The 15,107-nt window shown below is 27.1% G+C and carries 18 protein-coding genes; 10 read left to right on the forward strand and 8 right to left on the reverse strand.

Translation table 11 applies throughout. From position 1 onward, the window contains the following. The first annotated feature begins 12 nt into the window (after positions 1 to 12). The 3 genes from CLPU_RS17645 to CLPU_RS07510 all read left to right on the forward strand — a co-directional run bounded on the left by CLPU_RS17645 (position 13) and on the right by CLPU_RS07510 (position 2,697). Positions 13 to 369: a helix-turn-helix domain-containing protein gene (locus CLPU_RS17645; RefSeq protein ID WP_082154133.1), complete on the forward strand. Its 357-nt coding sequence runs from the start codon at positions 13 to 15 to the stop codon at positions 367 to 369. A 74-nt stretch (positions 370 to 443) separates the two neighbouring features. Next, positions 444 to 1,889 (forward strand): RNA-guided endonuclease TnpB family protein, encoded by a 1,446-nt coding sequence (locus CLPU_RS07505; RefSeq protein ID WP_050355045.1) that lies wholly within the window; start codon positions 444 to 446, stop codon positions 1,887 to 1,889. 610 nt (positions 1,890 to 2,499) lie between these two features. Continuing rightward, on the forward strand, positions 2,500 to 2,697 hold the full coding sequence (locus CLPU_RS07510) for a hypothetical protein (protein ID WP_050355046.1): 198 nt from the start codon (positions 2,500 to 2,502) through the stop codon (positions 2,695 to 2,697). 203 nt (positions 2,698 to 2,900) lie between these two features. Here CLPU_RS07510 and CLPU_RS07515 read toward each other — a convergent pair whose 3' ends face one another. Then, on the reverse strand, positions 2,901 to 4,343 hold the full coding sequence (locus CLPU_RS07515; protein ID WP_050355047.1) for a recombinase family protein: 1,443 nt from the start codon (positions 4,341 to 4,343) through the stop codon (positions 2,901 to 2,903). 571 nt (positions 4,344 to 4,914) lie between these two features. Here CLPU_RS07515 and CLPU_RS17100 point away from each other — a divergent pair. Next, positions 4,915 to 5,193 carry a hypothetical protein gene (locus tag CLPU_RS17100; RefSeq protein ID WP_131701613.1) on the forward strand — a complete coding sequence of 93 codons (279 nt, stop codon included), beginning with the start codon at positions 4,915 to 4,917 and terminating at the stop codon, positions 5,191 to 5,193. Between the two features lie 45 nt (positions 5,194 to 5,238). On the opposite strand, the gene CLPU_RS07525 is transcribed toward CLPU_RS17100, so the two are convergent. From CLPU_RS07525 to CLPU_RS07550, 6 genes are all read right to left on the reverse strand, one after another. After that, the gene (locus CLPU_RS07525; protein WP_050355049.1) at positions 5,239 to 6,144 is read right to left on the reverse strand and encodes an abortive infection family protein; all 906 of its coding nucleotides are present in this window, start codon (positions 6,142 to 6,144) and stop codon (positions 5,239 to 5,241) included. 21 nt (positions 6,145 to 6,165) lie between these two features. After that, a complete protein-coding gene (locus CLPU_RS07530) occupies positions 6,166 to 7,263 on the reverse strand; it encodes a DUF4236 domain-containing protein (RefSeq protein ID WP_050355050.1) in 1,098 nt (365 codons plus the stop codon). Between the two features lie 100 nt (positions 7,264 to 7,363). Continuing rightward, positions 7,364 to 7,795, reverse strand: coding sequence for an ImmA/IrrE family metallo-endopeptidase (locus tag CLPU_RS07535; RefSeq protein ID WP_050355051.1), 432 nt, complete (start codon positions 7,793 to 7,795; stop codon positions 7,364 to 7,366). A 198-nt stretch (positions 7,796 to 7,993) separates the two neighbouring features. Beyond that, entirely contained in the window at positions 7,994 to 8,755 is a 762-nt protein-coding gene (locus tag CLPU_RS07540) for a radical SAM protein (protein WP_050355052.1), read from the reverse strand. An 88-nt stretch (positions 8,756 to 8,843) separates the two neighbouring features. Further along, entirely contained in the window at positions 8,844 to 10,043 is a 1,200-nt protein-coding gene (tcmP, locus tag CLPU_RS07545) for a three-Cys-motif partner protein TcmP (protein ID WP_050355053.1), read from the reverse strand. Positions 10,044 to 10,167: 124 nt separating this feature from the next. Continuing rightward, the gene (locus CLPU_RS07550) at positions 10,168 to 10,581 is read right to left on the reverse strand and encodes a helix-turn-helix domain-containing protein (protein ID WP_050355054.1); all 414 of its coding nucleotides are present in this window, start codon (positions 10,579 to 10,581) and stop codon (positions 10,168 to 10,170) included. Between the two features lie 181 nt (positions 10,582 to 10,762). On the opposite strand from CLPU_RS07550, the gene CLPU_RS07555 reads away from it, so the two are divergent. The 6 genes from CLPU_RS07555 (at position 10,763) to CLPU_RS07570 (ending at position 14,685) form a co-directional block, all read left to right on the forward strand. Further along, the gene (locus CLPU_RS07555) at positions 10,763 to 10,972 is read left to right on the forward strand and encodes a helix-turn-helix transcriptional regulator (RefSeq protein ID WP_050355055.1); all 210 of its coding nucleotides are present in this window, start codon (positions 10,763 to 10,765) and stop codon (positions 10,970 to 10,972) included. A gap of 177 nt (positions 10,973 to 11,149) precedes the next feature. Beyond that, complete coding sequence (locus CLPU_RS17205; protein ID WP_157857710.1) at positions 11,150 to 11,323, forward strand: hypothetical protein; 174 nt, start codon at positions 11,150 to 11,152, stop codon at positions 11,321 to 11,323. Between the two features lie 152 nt (positions 11,324 to 11,475). Further along, the gene (locus CLPU_RS17995; protein WP_268760458.1) at positions 11,476 to 11,598 is read left to right on the forward strand and encodes a hypothetical protein; all 123 of its coding nucleotides are present in this window, start codon (positions 11,476 to 11,478) and stop codon (positions 11,596 to 11,598) included. A gap of 204 nt (positions 11,599 to 11,802) precedes the next feature. Then, positions 11,803 to 12,324 (forward strand): helix-turn-helix domain-containing protein, encoded by a 522-nt coding sequence (locus tag CLPU_RS07560; protein WP_050355056.1) that lies wholly within the window; start codon positions 11,803 to 11,805, stop codon positions 12,322 to 12,324. 229 nt (positions 12,325 to 12,553) lie between these two features. Then, positions 12,554 to 13,390 carry a hypothetical protein gene (locus tag CLPU_RS07565; protein ID WP_050355057.1) on the forward strand — a complete coding sequence of 279 codons (837 nt, stop codon included), beginning with the start codon at positions 12,554 to 12,556 and terminating at the stop codon, positions 13,388 to 13,390. A 2-nt stretch (positions 13,391 to 13,392) separates the two neighbouring features. Next, positions 13,393 to 14,685, forward strand: a complete 1,293-nt coding sequence (locus CLPU_RS07570) for a replicative DNA helicase (RefSeq protein ID WP_050355058.1) — start codon at positions 13,393 to 13,395, stop codon at positions 14,683 to 14,685. A gap of 23 nt (positions 14,686 to 14,708) precedes the next feature. Here the strand turns inward: CLPU_RS07570 and CLPU_RS07575 are convergent, their stop codons facing one another. Beyond that, positions 14,709 to 14,951, reverse strand: a complete 243-nt coding sequence (locus CLPU_RS07575) for a toxin C-terminal domain-containing protein (protein WP_050355059.1) — start codon at positions 14,949 to 14,951, stop codon at positions 14,709 to 14,711. Between the last annotated feature and the right edge of the window lie 156 nt (positions 14,952 to 15,107).

A 15,107-nucleotide genomic window follows, 5' to 3' on the forward strand; every position in this document is an offset into this window, starting at 1 on the left:
GGAGGTGTTTAATTGGATAAAGAAACTTTATATAAAATAGTACATGGGCAACATAACAACCCTGTAGAAGCACTGGCAGAGTTATATTTTAAAGGAAAAGTAACTTCAGAAGATATATCTATAAGATTAACGCTACCTCCAGCATTAAGGGTTGATGCTTGGAGGTATATAGCACAAAATGAAATGATAACAGCACAGGAAGCTTGCGAGTTATGGGGGTTAAGTGATTCCACGTTAAGAAAAGTATTTTTCAACATAGAAAATGGAAAAAGTAATAAATTTAAAGAAAATGAGTATAGAAAAAGTGGTAAAGTATGGCTAATTAGTCGAAGTGCTATGTATAGAGAGTATGGTGAGCCTAGGATTTAAAAAGTAGGATAAAAACTGAGGATAATAGCCACTAAGCAAGGATTAGCTTTAAGATTAAATAAGAAGGTGATAACGTGATAACTGTTAGAAAAATAAAGCTTACAATTATGGGCGATGAAGAAACTAGAAATAGACAATATAAATGGATTAAAGATGAGCAATACAATCAATATAAAGCTTTAAACATAGGTATGAGTTATTTAGCGACTCATTTATTTTTGAAAATGAGTGAGTCAGGTTTGGAGCAAAAAACTGAAAAAAATATTAAAACTATCGAAAAGCAAATAAGTAAAATAGAGAATAATATTACAAAGGAAGAATCTAAGAAAAAAGTTAATGAAGAAAAATTAAATAATTTAATTAACGAGTTAGATACCTTAAATGCAAGCTTATCAAAATTAAAGGAAGAACTAGAGGAGATCTCAAATAACAGAAGTAATGTTGACGATACATTTAAAAGAATGTATGTAGATGATTTATATAATGCATTATCAAAAGTGCCTTTTCAACACAGTGACATGAAATCTCTAGTTAGTAGAAAAGTTAAGTTAGACTTTAATACAGATATGAAAGATTTAATGTCTGGAAATAGAAGCGTTAGAAACTACAAAAGGAACCATCCCTTACTAGTTCGTGGGAGAGACTTAAGATTTAGATATGATGGGAGCAATATAAAAATCAAATGGATACAAGGCATAGAATTTAAAGCAATATTAGGTAAAATATCTAAAACCATTGAACTTAGGCATATTTTAAATAAAGTTATAGATGGAGAATATAAAGTATGTGATAGTAGTTTAGAATTTAATAAAAATAATCATTTAATACTTAATTTGGCAATAGATTTTCCCTATACTAATAAGATAGAATTCATAGAAGGAAGAGTAGTTGGAGTTGATTTGGGAATAGCAGTTCCCGCTTATGTAGCTCTTAATGACATTGCATATGTGAAAAAAAGCATAGGAGATATTGATGATTTTTTAAGAGTCAAAACTCAGATGAAAAAAAGAAGAAACCTGCAAATAAACTTGACAAGTGTTAAGGGTGGTAAAGGTAGAAGTAAAAAATTAAAAGCATTAGATAGACTATCGGAGAAGGAATCGAATTTTGTTAGAACTTATAACCATTTTCTTAGTAAATCTATTGTAAAGTTTGCAATAGATAATAAGGCTGGTCAAATAAACTTAGAATTACTAAGTGAAAATGCCTTAAGCGATAAAATTATTAAGAATTGGAGTTATTATCAATTGCAACAATTTATAAAATATAAAGCAGAAAGATATGGTATAAAAGTTAAGTATGTAGATCCTTATCGTACATCTCAAACATGTAGTGTCTGTGGTCATTACGAAGAAGGGCAAAGAAGTAAACAAGACATATTTACATGTAAAAATGAAAAATGCAAAATGTTTGAGAAAGAAGTTAATGCAGATTATAATGCTGCTAGAAATATAGCTATAAGTACAAAATATATAGATGATATTAAAGAAAGTGAATACTATTACAAAAAAAGTTTTTAAGAGTATGATTGATTTTTACTATCTAATAAGTTAAAATATTAATGGTGCATGTGAAAAGTAGTAGATAAATACTAAAGGCGATTCAACGTCTTAAGGCTGAGAGTATTGACTACTCGGCAAGGGTTAATTCCAAGCATTGTGTTACCGCTTGGACATCTTAGTGAATTAAATTTGTTGATGTCTTAATATTTTTATATATTGGAAAATAGACACTCTAAGTACAAGTTTAGTATCTACTAACTAATACTAGCTAAGGTGTGAATTGGATCGCAGGAGAAGATGATTTACTAATGTTTCAAGTTTTGGTATCTATTGAACGATACTCGATAATACATAAAAAACAACTACATCACATAATTAACATAAAGACCAAAATTAATTTGGTCTTTTTTATTTTCTTACACAAAACCGACCTCATATTTTGAGTTTTAAGGGCGTTGTTTTTTGCTCTTAATACAATAAGTATACTAAGTAATATCAATTCATGGAGTATCAAGGATCGATTATTTACTCCTTTTTTTTATTTAGCAAACACATTGATTAAAATACAGGAATATTTTAATATATACCGAATTATGAAGATAACGAAAAATAAGGGAGAATGAATTTAATGAAACAAAAGAAATTATTTCGCTTGATGGAGTGGATAGGTTTTATTATTTGTCTTTCTAGCATTTTTGTGGATGTTCGAGAACCTGGTAGTGTTAGTGGAATATTTATTTTTGTAGGTGCAGCAATTACTTTCCTATTCTTTATTTTAAGAAAGATTATAGAAAAAAAAGAATATATCCTAAATTGCAAAAAATGAAATAGAAAATTGAATAAATAAAATTAAGTTACCACACTTTTGTAGTAGCTTAATTATTGAATTTCAAAGAAATTAAAAGTATATCACTGATAACATCGTGGAACACATTCTTCAGTTCCTATGTCATTTAAAGTTGCCTTAGCCTGGGCCGTAGTAACAAGTTTCTAATAAAAATATAATTACTTCTAATTAGCATAAAATAGCTATGTACAGTAATTTTTAAAAATAACTTCAATATTATTTCTATCCTTAACTATAACTTCTTTGATTAATAGTTTAATTATTTGTCTTTTTTCTTCAAATGTGGCATTTTCCCAAATAGTTTCAAAATCATTTAAGTATTTTATCATATCCTTGAAATCTATATCGTCATTTACTGATATTTCTTTTTTAAGATGTTCTATAGTTTTTAAAAGCTGGTTTTTGTCATTATATAAATTTTCTATTCGTTTTGATATTTCTTGTGCAGGGATATTACCAAACTGATATAATTCCATCATTTTATCTATTTGTTTATCAACTTCTTTTACTTTTTTATCAAGTATACTTGTATCTATAGTATTAGTATTTATTTTTTTACGTTCATAGTATTTTTCTTTAAGTTTTTCTTTTTCAAATTGTTTCTTTCTTATTTGATCTACAACATAGTTATCTACTATAGCAATAGGAATATTTCTACCAGGACAGTCAGGGTCTTTTATCATGTATGCAGGAGTTCCAGCTACAGAGTAACATAGATAATAGTAGACTTTTGGACTGCCTTTTCTTTGACTTACCCATGAACCCCTCATCCTTGCATTACAATGTCCACATCGTATAAGAGAAGTCAATAAATATTTAGAAGTGACTACATAGTCTTTACCACGTTTATGAATTAGATCTTGTGTTTTATCAAAAAGTTCTTCAGGTATTATAGGTTCATGTAACCCAGGATAAGCGTTTCCTTTATATTCTATAAACCCTTTATAAACAGGATTTTTCAATATTCTTCTTATAGCATTAACTTGCCACTCTACGCCATTTCTTTTCTTATATCCCATTTTATTTAGCGTAGTAGCAATTCTGTGATATCCATATCCTTTTTCAGTATATAGTTCAAATATTTTTTTTACATGGATAGATTCATATTCATCTATAACTAATTCTTCTGTTTCTTCTATATAATTATATCCATGTGGAACATTAGCTCCACCACGATAAAGTCCTTCCTTAGCTCTTTTTTCTTTTCCTAGGCGAGCTCTTTCTTTGATGGTTTCTCTTTCAAGTTGTGCAAAAACAGATAGTATGCCTATCATAGCCTTTCCAAATGGGGTAGTGGTATCAAAACTTTCACTTAAAGATACAAAGTCTACATTATTTTTCAAGAATTCTTCTTCTATAAGATATAGAGTATCTTTTTGACTTCTAGAAAGTCTATCAAGCTTATATACAAGAACAATATCAATATCTTTCAATTGTGACAATAGTTTTTGAATAGCAGGGCGATCTAAATTAGCACCTGAAAAACCACCATCAATAAAGATATCGTAAATATTCCAACTTTTAGCTTTGCAATAACTTATCAGTTTATCCTTCTGAGCATCTATAGAAAAGTTTTCAACTTGTTCTTGGGAAGAAACACGGATGTATATAGCGACTTTTTTCAAGTAAACCACCTCAATTTTTGTAGTTCTTTATATATGTATTAGCAAGTAAATTCAATAATTACAAAACATATGTTCGATAAATGATTAAAATAAAAGTTACTAAATAGTCTTTAAGTACTAATTTTAGTAACTTTTAAGTTATAACTCAATGTCTGATTAATTCATATCTGGAATATTATTCATTATATATATTATATCAGTGTAAGTATCTATTTCAAGAACAAATGTTCTTTAAAAAAGATTTTTTTCGCTACATGTTGTTTTTTCAATTATAAAGGAATATAGCTTAAAAAGATACATGAGTGAATGAATAAATATACTTGATAAAAATAAATAATATATCTTATCGTTAATAATTGATTCAAAAAGGTCATTTGATGAAATAAATAGTATATTTATTTCTAAAAACATTAGAAAATAATTAAAAGTGGATGTAGTTAATAATAAAGTTTTGTTCTTTATGTTGTAATAATTAGGAAATGCTTCACTAAGACAAATATGTCTGCAGAAACAAAAGCTTTCAACAATCAAAAGAACTACAAAAAATGTACATAATATAAAATGAGAGAATATGACGAACTTATTAAGTGAAAGAAAAGCTTCCTTTAGTTTAAATAACGGAATATCAGGTATTATACTTATGATTAGATCCATTATAATATTAAAGTCTTTTTTAGATAAAAATTTAAATATAATTAGAACTAAACCAAATAATAATATCGCGGCTTGTCTCTTAGGAACTATAACAAAAGATAATATATCTTTAATAGAAAGTTTTGGACTATTATTTTCCTTCTCTTTTACTTCCATAGCATATCCTCCAATTAATTATTCTTATATAAACATATAAATTTTATATATTTCATCTATACTTTAAGTAAGAGTAAGAATGTATTTACTTTGAATCTTTATATATATTAATTAAAAAAGATATATTTGTAGCAGCTAGATTTATTGCATATTTAGCGTAGTATTCTGGCACTATAATTTTTTCAGAACCCTGACCATGACCACCTCGTTTGTTTCTTAAAGTAGGAAGTCCAGATGACAAGGTTTTAAGTAATGTAGAAAAGTGTCTTTTAAGATATGTTGGTACAAAGCCATTATCAGATAAAATATTTAATAATGTATACACAGTGTCTTTATCTTTGTTATAATCATATCTTTTTAAATCACATAAGGTCTTAAGTGTACTTTCAAAAGCTTTATTAGCTGATGTGATTGAGTCTTTATAGTCACCATTAATAAAATGCTCATGAGCTTTGAAAAATTCATCTTCTACACCTTTAAAACTTTCGTCGTATATAAGTTTTAAACATGGCTTTATAATTTCTTCGTGTGTATATTGTGTGTCTTTTTTTATTAATTCACAATTTATAATCTCATATCCCAAGTTATTAGTTTTAAATCTTTTGTTTAAAGTATCTATAGGAAGTAAATGAAGTCCTTCCCAATTATATTTATAAAAAATTAGTTCAATATATTTAACTGAAAGATCAATTAAGTCTAAAACATCGAGGGTAGATGCAGACAAAATGTAGTTTTGGAAATTAGTAATGTCATCATAGTCTCCTAATGTTAAGATACCTTTTTCTTCACAAAACAATTTGTTCAATTTTTCAAAAAATATACTTTGTGAATAAAATTCATCGGAGAATTCATCGGAACAAATCTTACTTATTTTATCGAATAGATGAATTACTTGATTCCTGAACTTCTTAGGAATTGGTTCGTATTCATATAAATCATATACATTAGGATTTTCTAATCTTCTTAGCTTTTCAGAATAAAGTTCAAACAATAAAAAAGACCTCCTTTATAACTACAGCGATATTTTGTCTATAGGCTGAAAACCTTTTGTTTTTAAAAACTTCATATTATGTTCAAAGTTATTTATAGAATCAGAAGGATCTATTAGATCTAAATTTAAGCTATTTAATTTATCTTTATCAATTTTAACTGATAAAATGGTTGAAGATTCTTCATGACCTGTTTCTGTATTTAATATTTCATATTGAGTATTTATGATAACAGTTTCAAGAGGCAATAAAGCAAATAAATGCCTAGCTATACATATAACACAGCTACACACATGATCTTGAACCAAGCTATAATAATTAGTTTTAGTTAAATTTCTAACTGATAATTTACCTGTTTTAGTTAATGACTTTGATTGCTGTGGAACAACATCATCTATTATAATATTAAAATCAACTATCATAGTATATTCATCTATAGCGTAAAACTCAAAATAATCAATATAATCTAAAAGATTATATAAAGGGTTAACTTCATCTAGGACTGCAAGATAAGAATCTAAGTCCTTAGATAGAATTGAGCTAGATAATTTATTTAGATGTTCCCAAGAACTTAATAGTTCGTTATCTTTTTCTTTGGCAGATACAATATCCGACTTAAGCTCTTCTATTTTTCTTTTTTCAATAAATTTAAATATTTTAGCCAGAAGATTTGATTTGTATATTTCAAGCTTTTTTATAGCTTCTAATTCATTAGGTCCTTTTGTTCCTGGTTCAAATGGAATAGGTTTACTGTTTATAGATTTCCAATCCCAAAACTCAATATAATCTTTATGTATAGATGTTATAAGATTTATGTGTTCATTATATTCTTCAACTTCATACTCAGCTTCTAAGAGTACCATTTCTCTTTCTAGCTCTTTTAATTTATGTTCATTTTCTCTTAGTCTTTGTTTTTCTATATTGGAACGAGATTTACTAGAAGAAGATTGAGAGTAAGAAATACCAGTACCAGGAATACCTACAGTAGTAGTTTTTCTACCAGTTGAGCTTATAGTATATCTAGCTCCTTTTCCTCCAAGGCTTAAACTAGTACTTTTTTTACCTATATTGATCTTTACTCCAGGAGCAATTTTAAAACTTTTCCTAAATCTAAAACCCACAATATTTACACCTCACATTTGTACAAAATATTAGCTAAAGTAACAAATTTTTCCGTAGTACATATAAAAAATATTCTACATAGACAGAACGTAGAATTTCCTACTTAATATTAAATTTTAAATTTAATAATTCTTTATTTATATTTTCAGCTATAGCTATTTGTTCCAAAGTAAAACCTTCATAACTTTCTAATAAGTTATCATGTATCAAAAGCTCTGCTGCAAACTTATCAGCTTTTATTTCATGCTTACTTTTTACCACTAGAGGATTTTCAATAAAAAAGCTAATGTTAAGATCTGGTTCTAATATCGCATGTCCTAATTCATGTGAACAAATATATTTTCTTTTAATGTCATCAAGACGACTATTTATATGTAAAATTTCAGTTCCATCTTTAGTCTTTTGAAAGAAACCTAGAATCTGAGAACCAAGGTCATGAATAAGAACTTGAATACCTAAGAAGTTGCATATTTCAAAAGGGTTTCTGGTACCACTAAGTTCTATAAGACCGTCAACGATGTTTTTTATCATAGTACCACCTACTTTAAATTTAATAAATTATATAAATACACAATAAAGATATATACTTTAAAAGGGTACTTTAATTTTGTACCTAATATTACTTTTTGAAATATTTCTTCTTATGCTGAAAAAGAGAATAAATAAAAAATACTATTCTTTAAATTTACTCTCTTTAGTAAGCGTTATTATTCTAGTAGCATTATAAGCTTATTTTTTATAAGTTCCATCTTTGATATGATATTTTTTATTCGTTTTTTCACAATATTCAATGACTTTTTCAACTAAGTTATTATAAAAATCTTGATAATTTTTATATTCACTAACTTTTTTATTATAGTTTAATCTGCCAAAAATAATTTTATCTACAAAACATATAGCGTTTAAAATATCATCAAAGTTTTGTTCTAAGATATTAGGCGTTGGATAAGGCTCTATGCTAACCCAAGTATTAAAACCCTTATCATGAAGATATTTAAGACTATTAACTCTTTCTAGATATGGAGCTGAATTCATTTCATTTTTTTTTCTATAACTCTCATTAAGAGATATAAGTGTTATCCCATATGAGTTAATTTTATCCGTACAATCTAATTCTTTAGGCAGAATTCCTTTTGTTAGAGCCGTACAAGGTATGTCATTGGTATTTAGTAACTTTATAATCTCAATGCTACTATTGCATATCTCATCATATCCATACATAAAAGGATCAGTTGTAAAACATAAATGAACAGAATTTATTTTATCTTTATATTTAGGAATTTCTTTTTTGAGAAGTTCTATAGCATTAGATACTAGCTTAGGTTCCATCCATTCTTCTATACTTTTAGCTCTTCCGAAACGTCTTGCCATCATATAAGCATAACATGGATATAGACATCCGTGAGAGCAGCCTTGTATGTGATTTAATGTGTAATCCCCATATTCAACTTCTGTTTTATATAGTAATGTTTTTCTTTGTATATACTCCATTTTTTAGAAATCCTCCACTTTTTTTAAAAAATTATAAGACATATCTAAAGAAAAAAGAACTTATGTTCTTAATTACATCTTATAATATTTAGTATACTGATGCAATTTTTATTTTGTGTTTTTTTATATCGAAACTTCTAGACTTTCTACCAGATTTAGTATGCTCAGGATCTCTTTCTACTAAAATTAAATTATCTTTTTCTAATTCTGTTAATATTTTTTTATAATTGGATATTTTGTAGTTAATTTCAAATACTTTGATAAGCTTATAATATAATTCTTCTAAATCTATAAAATTAGGTTTATTTTGCTTTAGTATATCTATAATTTTATTTCTTGCCTTATTGTTTATATCTAAACATTCATTTCCACACTGGTTAGAGAATAATGACATTTGTCCTAAATTTTCTTTTTCAATCATATAATTCAGTTTTTGATTCATATTATCGCACATTAAAAATAAACCATCAATATGATTTGTGCCAAACACTAACCTATATTTTAACATGTTTTTTTGTTTTAATTTTATTTGTATACTTAAAGTATATTTAAAGATATTTTTTCTTTCTAGAGTTTTTAAATAATTATCAATAAAAAGCTCCTCTGCTTCTAGCATAGTAATTTTTTTATTATTATATTGATAAAGAATATCCTTCCAATATGTACCATTAGCTATATCACTAAGATAACACTCTTCAATACTGTTGTTTAATTCGTACATAGAGTCTACTTCCGATTCAAATTTAGAGTCATATTTATAGTTTAGAATTCTACAGCCTTCTCTTAAAAAACCAAATGTGTTAAAATTCATTAAAACTTCATATGAGTGACAATTACTTTTTTTAATTTTATTAAAAATGTCAAAATTTAAACTTTTTATTCCATAAGGATCAATATAGAAAAAAACATTTTTATTGTTGATACTTTTCAGAATTGAATCAAAACCATCTTCGAACGTACCATTGAAGCCATAACAAAATTTTTTGAAAGGCATTAGATTTTGTTCCAATGCGTTATAATAGTTTTTATTTTTTTCAATACATAATAGCTTTATGTCAGTACTAGATTTTTTGTTAAGATTAGAGTTAATTTGTTCAGCTATAATAAGTGGAGAACCAACTTCTCCAGAATCAAATTTTCCTTTGCCAGCAAAACAATCTATAATATAAACTGGTTTTCTTGTATTTATTATTTTCGATAAATAAGGAGTTAAATACCAATTTAGTATATTGTCTTTTACAATAGACCATTCTTTCTTTTCTTTAAAAAAGTTTTTAGTTCCCCCCAACTTTATCCCCCTTTTAAAGCTAATCTTTATTATTTTTTCTTATTTTCCATCTATCAAATAATTGAATAAACTCCCAAGTTAATTTACTACTTATTTTTTTCTTAGGAGTAATTTTATAATGTGACTAAATATTATTTCTTTTATTTTTCTTCTTACTAATTTCCTCAGCAGTTCTTAATCCCATTTGTATAGCATTAGCTAGTATGATTTTAGATTCATCAGTTAATAGCTCTCCTTTTAACATTAATCCAGGTTGAGATAGTATTATTTTCATAGCTTCCTCAACATCGTGAATTTCTGGATACTTTTCTTTAAGGGTTTGTTTTTGAATATTTCTTATATCAGTTCTACCAAGTAGATAGTCAAGAGGTACCTCAAAAAAATCAGCTAATAATATTAATGTTTCGTGGTCAGGTTCTTTTCTTTCTGTTTCATATCCAGCTATAGTTGAACGATTTTTAGAAATTTTTTGAGCTAATTCTTCTTGAGTAAGCTGATGTTCTTTTCTTAATTGTTTTAATCTTTTTGAAAAACTCACATTAATCACCTCATATGTAAATAATTCTATACTAAAATGTTTCTAAAATAAACTATTTGATATAAATATCCCTAAAAGAAACAAAAACATAAAATAGTTTAAAAAAGTAGTTGACAATGTTTCTGAAGGGGACTATAATGAAATTACAAAGTTTCCAAACGAAACAGAGAGGAGAGATAGTTTGAGATTAAATTTAAAAAAGGCAAGAGAAAAGAAAAAGTTAACTCAATCAGAGATTGCTAAAAAAATTGGAATAGCAAGAACTACTTATACTAATATAGAACGTGGTGATAAAAACCCATCTTTTTTAGTTGCTTTAAAAATAAAGGAGATATTAAATACAGAAAGTGATGATATATTTTTAAGCAGAAATGTCCCAAAAGGAAACTAATAAATGATTGAGTAAAGATATTCTAAGGGGGGAGAGAATGAATAAAAAAATATTATTCCTGAAGAACACTACAAAACAATAATAGGTGAAGTAGTGGCTAAAAGAAGTAAGATTAATAATACTGCACTTGAGATAGCAAAAGTTTTAGAAAAAAATCAACTTAATATTGAATAAGGTATGATTGCCTCAGATGAGGCTAAAGCAATCATAGAAGAAAATAGTTTGTGTAATATGATAAAACTTGAATCTCAAGAACAGCATAAAGAGCTTAAAACTGAAAATGGCAAAGACGAAGATCTTGAGGACCTTCAATACTTATTTAAAGGAATAAAAACATTTCCAGAAGACTAAAGAATTTTTTTTAAACCGCCATTATGGAGAGAAAAAAATAAATTATGTAATGACATTAGAATGTATTTAATTAACTTTAAATTATTTTTTTAACTATATAATGCTAAAATTCGGTAAAACTAGAAAATCGTCTATAAAAAGGGGGAAATAGTATGGATGCTGAAGAGGACATTTTATATGATACTCTTTACAACATAATAAAGAGAATAGTTACAAAAGAGAAAGAAGAAAACAAAGTGAGCTTAGAAGTTTCACAAGATGAAAAAGTATCATAGATGTGACAAAAAGGAAAGGGGTGTCTTAATAGACACCAAAAGAGATATGAATATAATTGATCTAATTTAAATGTGTGAGATAGAGATTAGAGATAACTATTAACTAGTTTAAGTATATCAATTTTAAAATTATAAGACTATAAATCTTTATTCAAAAGAATTCTAATAAAATGGAAATTTATAACTACACGAGGAGGTTTAAGTATGTGTTTTGCTACTTTGGTAAAGGAAGTAAGAGAGGATCTAGGACTATCTCAAGAAGATATAGCATTAAACATAGGAGTTTCACAACCAATGTATAGTAAATATGAAAACTGTAAAGCACCTATACCTGATGATATAGCTTTAGAAATAGCTAAAAAATTAAAAAGTCCAAGATTAATGGCTGAATACTTTTTTCAAAATAAAAGTGAATTTTTTAATGTGCCAGTGTTAAACAATGTGGATGATAATGCAATTGTAGTACTAGATAGCTTAATAGAAGAGTCAACAGAATTAATAAAATATTCTCAAGAACTAAAAAAGATTTTAAAAAACAAGAAAGATAGAACAGAATTAACTGTATTAGACTGGGAAACTGTAATGAAATGTGAGGAACAAATAGCTGATATATTTCCAGCTCTAAAACTACATTTTATAAAAATGGCAGAAGAATTTGAATTGGATCTATCTAAATTAGAAAAAAAGATATATCAAAAGTTAAAGTATAAAAAGTATGTTAAGTAAGGAGGGAAATTATGAAAACATCAACTGGCTGGATAGTTAAAGCTTACTATGTAGGTAAAGCTAGAGACTTTGTTATAAAAGATATTAGAGATAAAAAAAGAGTTACCTCAGATAATGGTGATCTGAAATAACTCACTTCAAAAATAATCGTACATTAATTATATCATATTGAAATGTAGTTGTTAAGTCCAAAAGTAGGTTTAACAACTATTCTTAAAGGGGTGTAATATTGGAAGGTTGGATAAAACTTCATAGACAATTAAAAGATCATTTTGTATATAAAGACTCTGAAATGCTTCATATATGGATACACATTTTGCTGTCTGTTACACATGATTATTGTGAACCTGTTATTAATAAGAAGATAGTTAAACTCTATCCAGGACAATGTATATTTGGAAGGGAGAAGTGGGCTAGAACTTTATTTAGGGATGAGAAGAAAGCTCTTAGTGTATATAGAACTATTTTATTATTCAAAGAAGCTGATATGATAGATTATTTTCCTACTTCCAAATACTCTATTATAACTGTTAAAAATTGGTCTAATTATCAACGTTTTTTTGAAAAAAATCAAAAAAATGAACATCATAGTGAACAAAATCAAGAACAGCAAAATGAACATAAGGAAAACACAGAAAATACAGACATAGGAGATTCTAAAAAACATGAAAATGAACATTCAGACGAACAACAAAAGAACACAAACAAGAATGTAAAGAATGAAAAGAATATTAATTATATATATGAGTATTGGAATAGTAAAAAAATTATAACTCATAGAAAGTTAACAAAGAAAATGGAAACAAAGATTAAGGGCATATTAAAAGATTATTCCATAGAGGAAGTTAAGGAAACAATAAACAACTATTCTGAAATAGTTCTTGATGACAAGTATTGGTTTACGCACAAATGGACCATAGAAGAGTTTATTCAAAGAGGATTTGAAAAATTCCAAAATAGAGATGTTGCAATACAAAACTACCTTAAAAAAGAATATGGTAATAAAAATGAATCTGAAAAAACAAAAGAGGATTTAAATTGGAGAGGAACTGATAGGAGGTTTTAAGAATGATTGAAGTCTTAAGGATTGAAAGAGAAGTTTTAGGAAGTTTCTTATTAGATAAAGGAACTCATGAATATATACACTATCTTGATGAAGATGATTTCATAGATGAAAGTAACAAAAAGGTATTAGCTTCTATTAAAAGCTTAATAAATCAGAATAAAGAAGTAAATTACTTTGAATTACAAGAAAAGACTAACCTAGATATAACTTATATAATTGACTTAGCTGAGTTAGTGGCAACCACTAGATACATAGAAAGTAATATCAAGCTACTTAAAGATAAAGCTAATAGAAGAAGGCTGATAGATAAGGCAAAGAAAATAATAAATATGGCAAAGGATAATGATGTTGACATTGATATTATAAAAAATGATGCTATGCAGGAAATAGATGAAATAAAAAATATAACAAATGAAGAGGTAATAACTCTCAGAGAAGCTATGCTAGACACTATAACAGTTTTAGAGAAAAGATCAGAAAATAAAGATGATAAATCTTATCATACTGGAATAACAAAACTTGATACAGCAACGGCAGGACTACATGAAGAAGAATTAACAACTATTGCAGCTAGACCAGGAGTAGGTAAAACTGCAATAGCAATGCAAATAGGACTTAACATAGCAAATAATAAAAGAAAAGTGATGTTTACTAGTTTAGAAATGTCAGATATACAATTATGTCAAAGGATAATAGCAGCATATTCTAAATTAGATGGAAACGACTTAAGGCGAGGTAACTTGAATGAAGATGGATGGAAAAAAACTATATCAGTAGCTCAAAGGTTTTGTTGGGATAACTTTATTTTAGATAAAACGAGCAAAAATACACAACACATAAGAACTAAGATAAGAAAATATAAGCCTGATTTAGTTATTATAGACTACTTACAACTTCTTAAATCAGTAGGTAAATACAGTAATAGAGAGCAAGAAGTATCAAGTATAACTAGAGATTTAAAGTTAATGACTCTTGAATTTAAGATACCAATTATAATGCTTAGTCAATTAAACAGAAATGCAGAAGGAAACAGACCAACGCTGGCAGATTTGAGAGAGTCAGGAGCTATAGAACAAGATAGCGATAATATCATATTTATTCACAAATTAAACAATAGAGAAATATCTGAACTCATTGAAAAAGAGATATATACTAGGGAGCTAATAGAAGAAATGAATAAAAGAAAAAATACATTAACAGACATAATACTTGAGAAACAAAGAAACGGCCCTACTGGAACATTTGGAATGGCGTATATACCAAGTTTTATGAAGTTTATACCTATAGATAACTAAAAAACATCAGAATTGGAGATTAATTAATCTCCAATTCTGATGGATAAATCCTCATTGTATGTACCTAGACGAGTTTTTTTACTTAGTAAATACTCTGGTTTAATAGCCATTTTCCAAGCACCACCCTTATGAGAACGTCCGTTACCCGAACCGATATCTCTAGTTATATAAAGTCTTTTTTTCTTATGTTTATATACTTTTTGGCCGTGAGATCTAAAGCCCTTTAGTAATTTGTAATCTGCTGGACACTTTGTACAATTTTTCAAATTTTATCACCCTAATGCTTATAACTAAAAGGGTATAAATTGGGTGAAATTAATTATTGTTGTATTGTAGAAAGTTAAGCATTTAAAAAAAATATGTAACTTAGATACTTATGAATATTGGAGAAAGATTCTAATTAAATGAATTATAGAAAGTGA

The organism is Gottschalkia purinilytica, assembly GCF_001190785.1.
GTDB lineage: Bacteria > Bacillota > Clostridia > Tissierellales > Gottschalkiaceae > Gottschalkia_A > Gottschalkia_A purinilytica.

Coding starts and splice junctions, on each gene's coding strand:
- CLPU_RS07510 (WP_050355046.1), top strand. CDS start 2,500: ATGAAACAAAAGAAATTATTTCGCTTGATGGAGTGGATAGGTTTTATT.
- CLPU_RS17995 (WP_268760458.1), top strand. CDS start 11,476: ATGGATGCTGAAGAGGACATTTTATATGATACTCTTTACAACATAATA.
- CLPU_RS07540 (WP_050355052.1), bottom strand. CDS start 8,755: ATGGAGTATATACAAAGAAAAACATTACTATATAAAACAGAAGTTGAA.
- CLPU_RS07560 (WP_050355056.1), top strand. CDS start 11,803: ATGTGTTTTGCTACTTTGGTAAAGGAAGTAAGAGAGGATCTAGGACTA.
- CLPU_RS07570 (WP_050355058.1), top strand. CDS start 13,393: ATGATTGAAGTCTTAAGGATTGAAAGAGAAGTTTTAGGAAGTTTCTTA.
- CLPU_RS17205 (WP_157857710.1), top strand. CDS start 11,150: ATGATTGCCTCAGATGAGGCTAAAGCAATCATAGAAGAAAATAGTTTG.
- CLPU_RS07535 (WP_050355051.1), bottom strand. CDS start 7,795: ATGATAAAAAACATCGTTGACGGTCTTATAGAACTTAGTGGTACCAGA.
- CLPU_RS17100 (WP_131701613.1), top strand. CDS start 4,915: ATGACGAACTTATTAAGTGAAAGAAAAGCTTCCTTTAGTTTAAATAAC.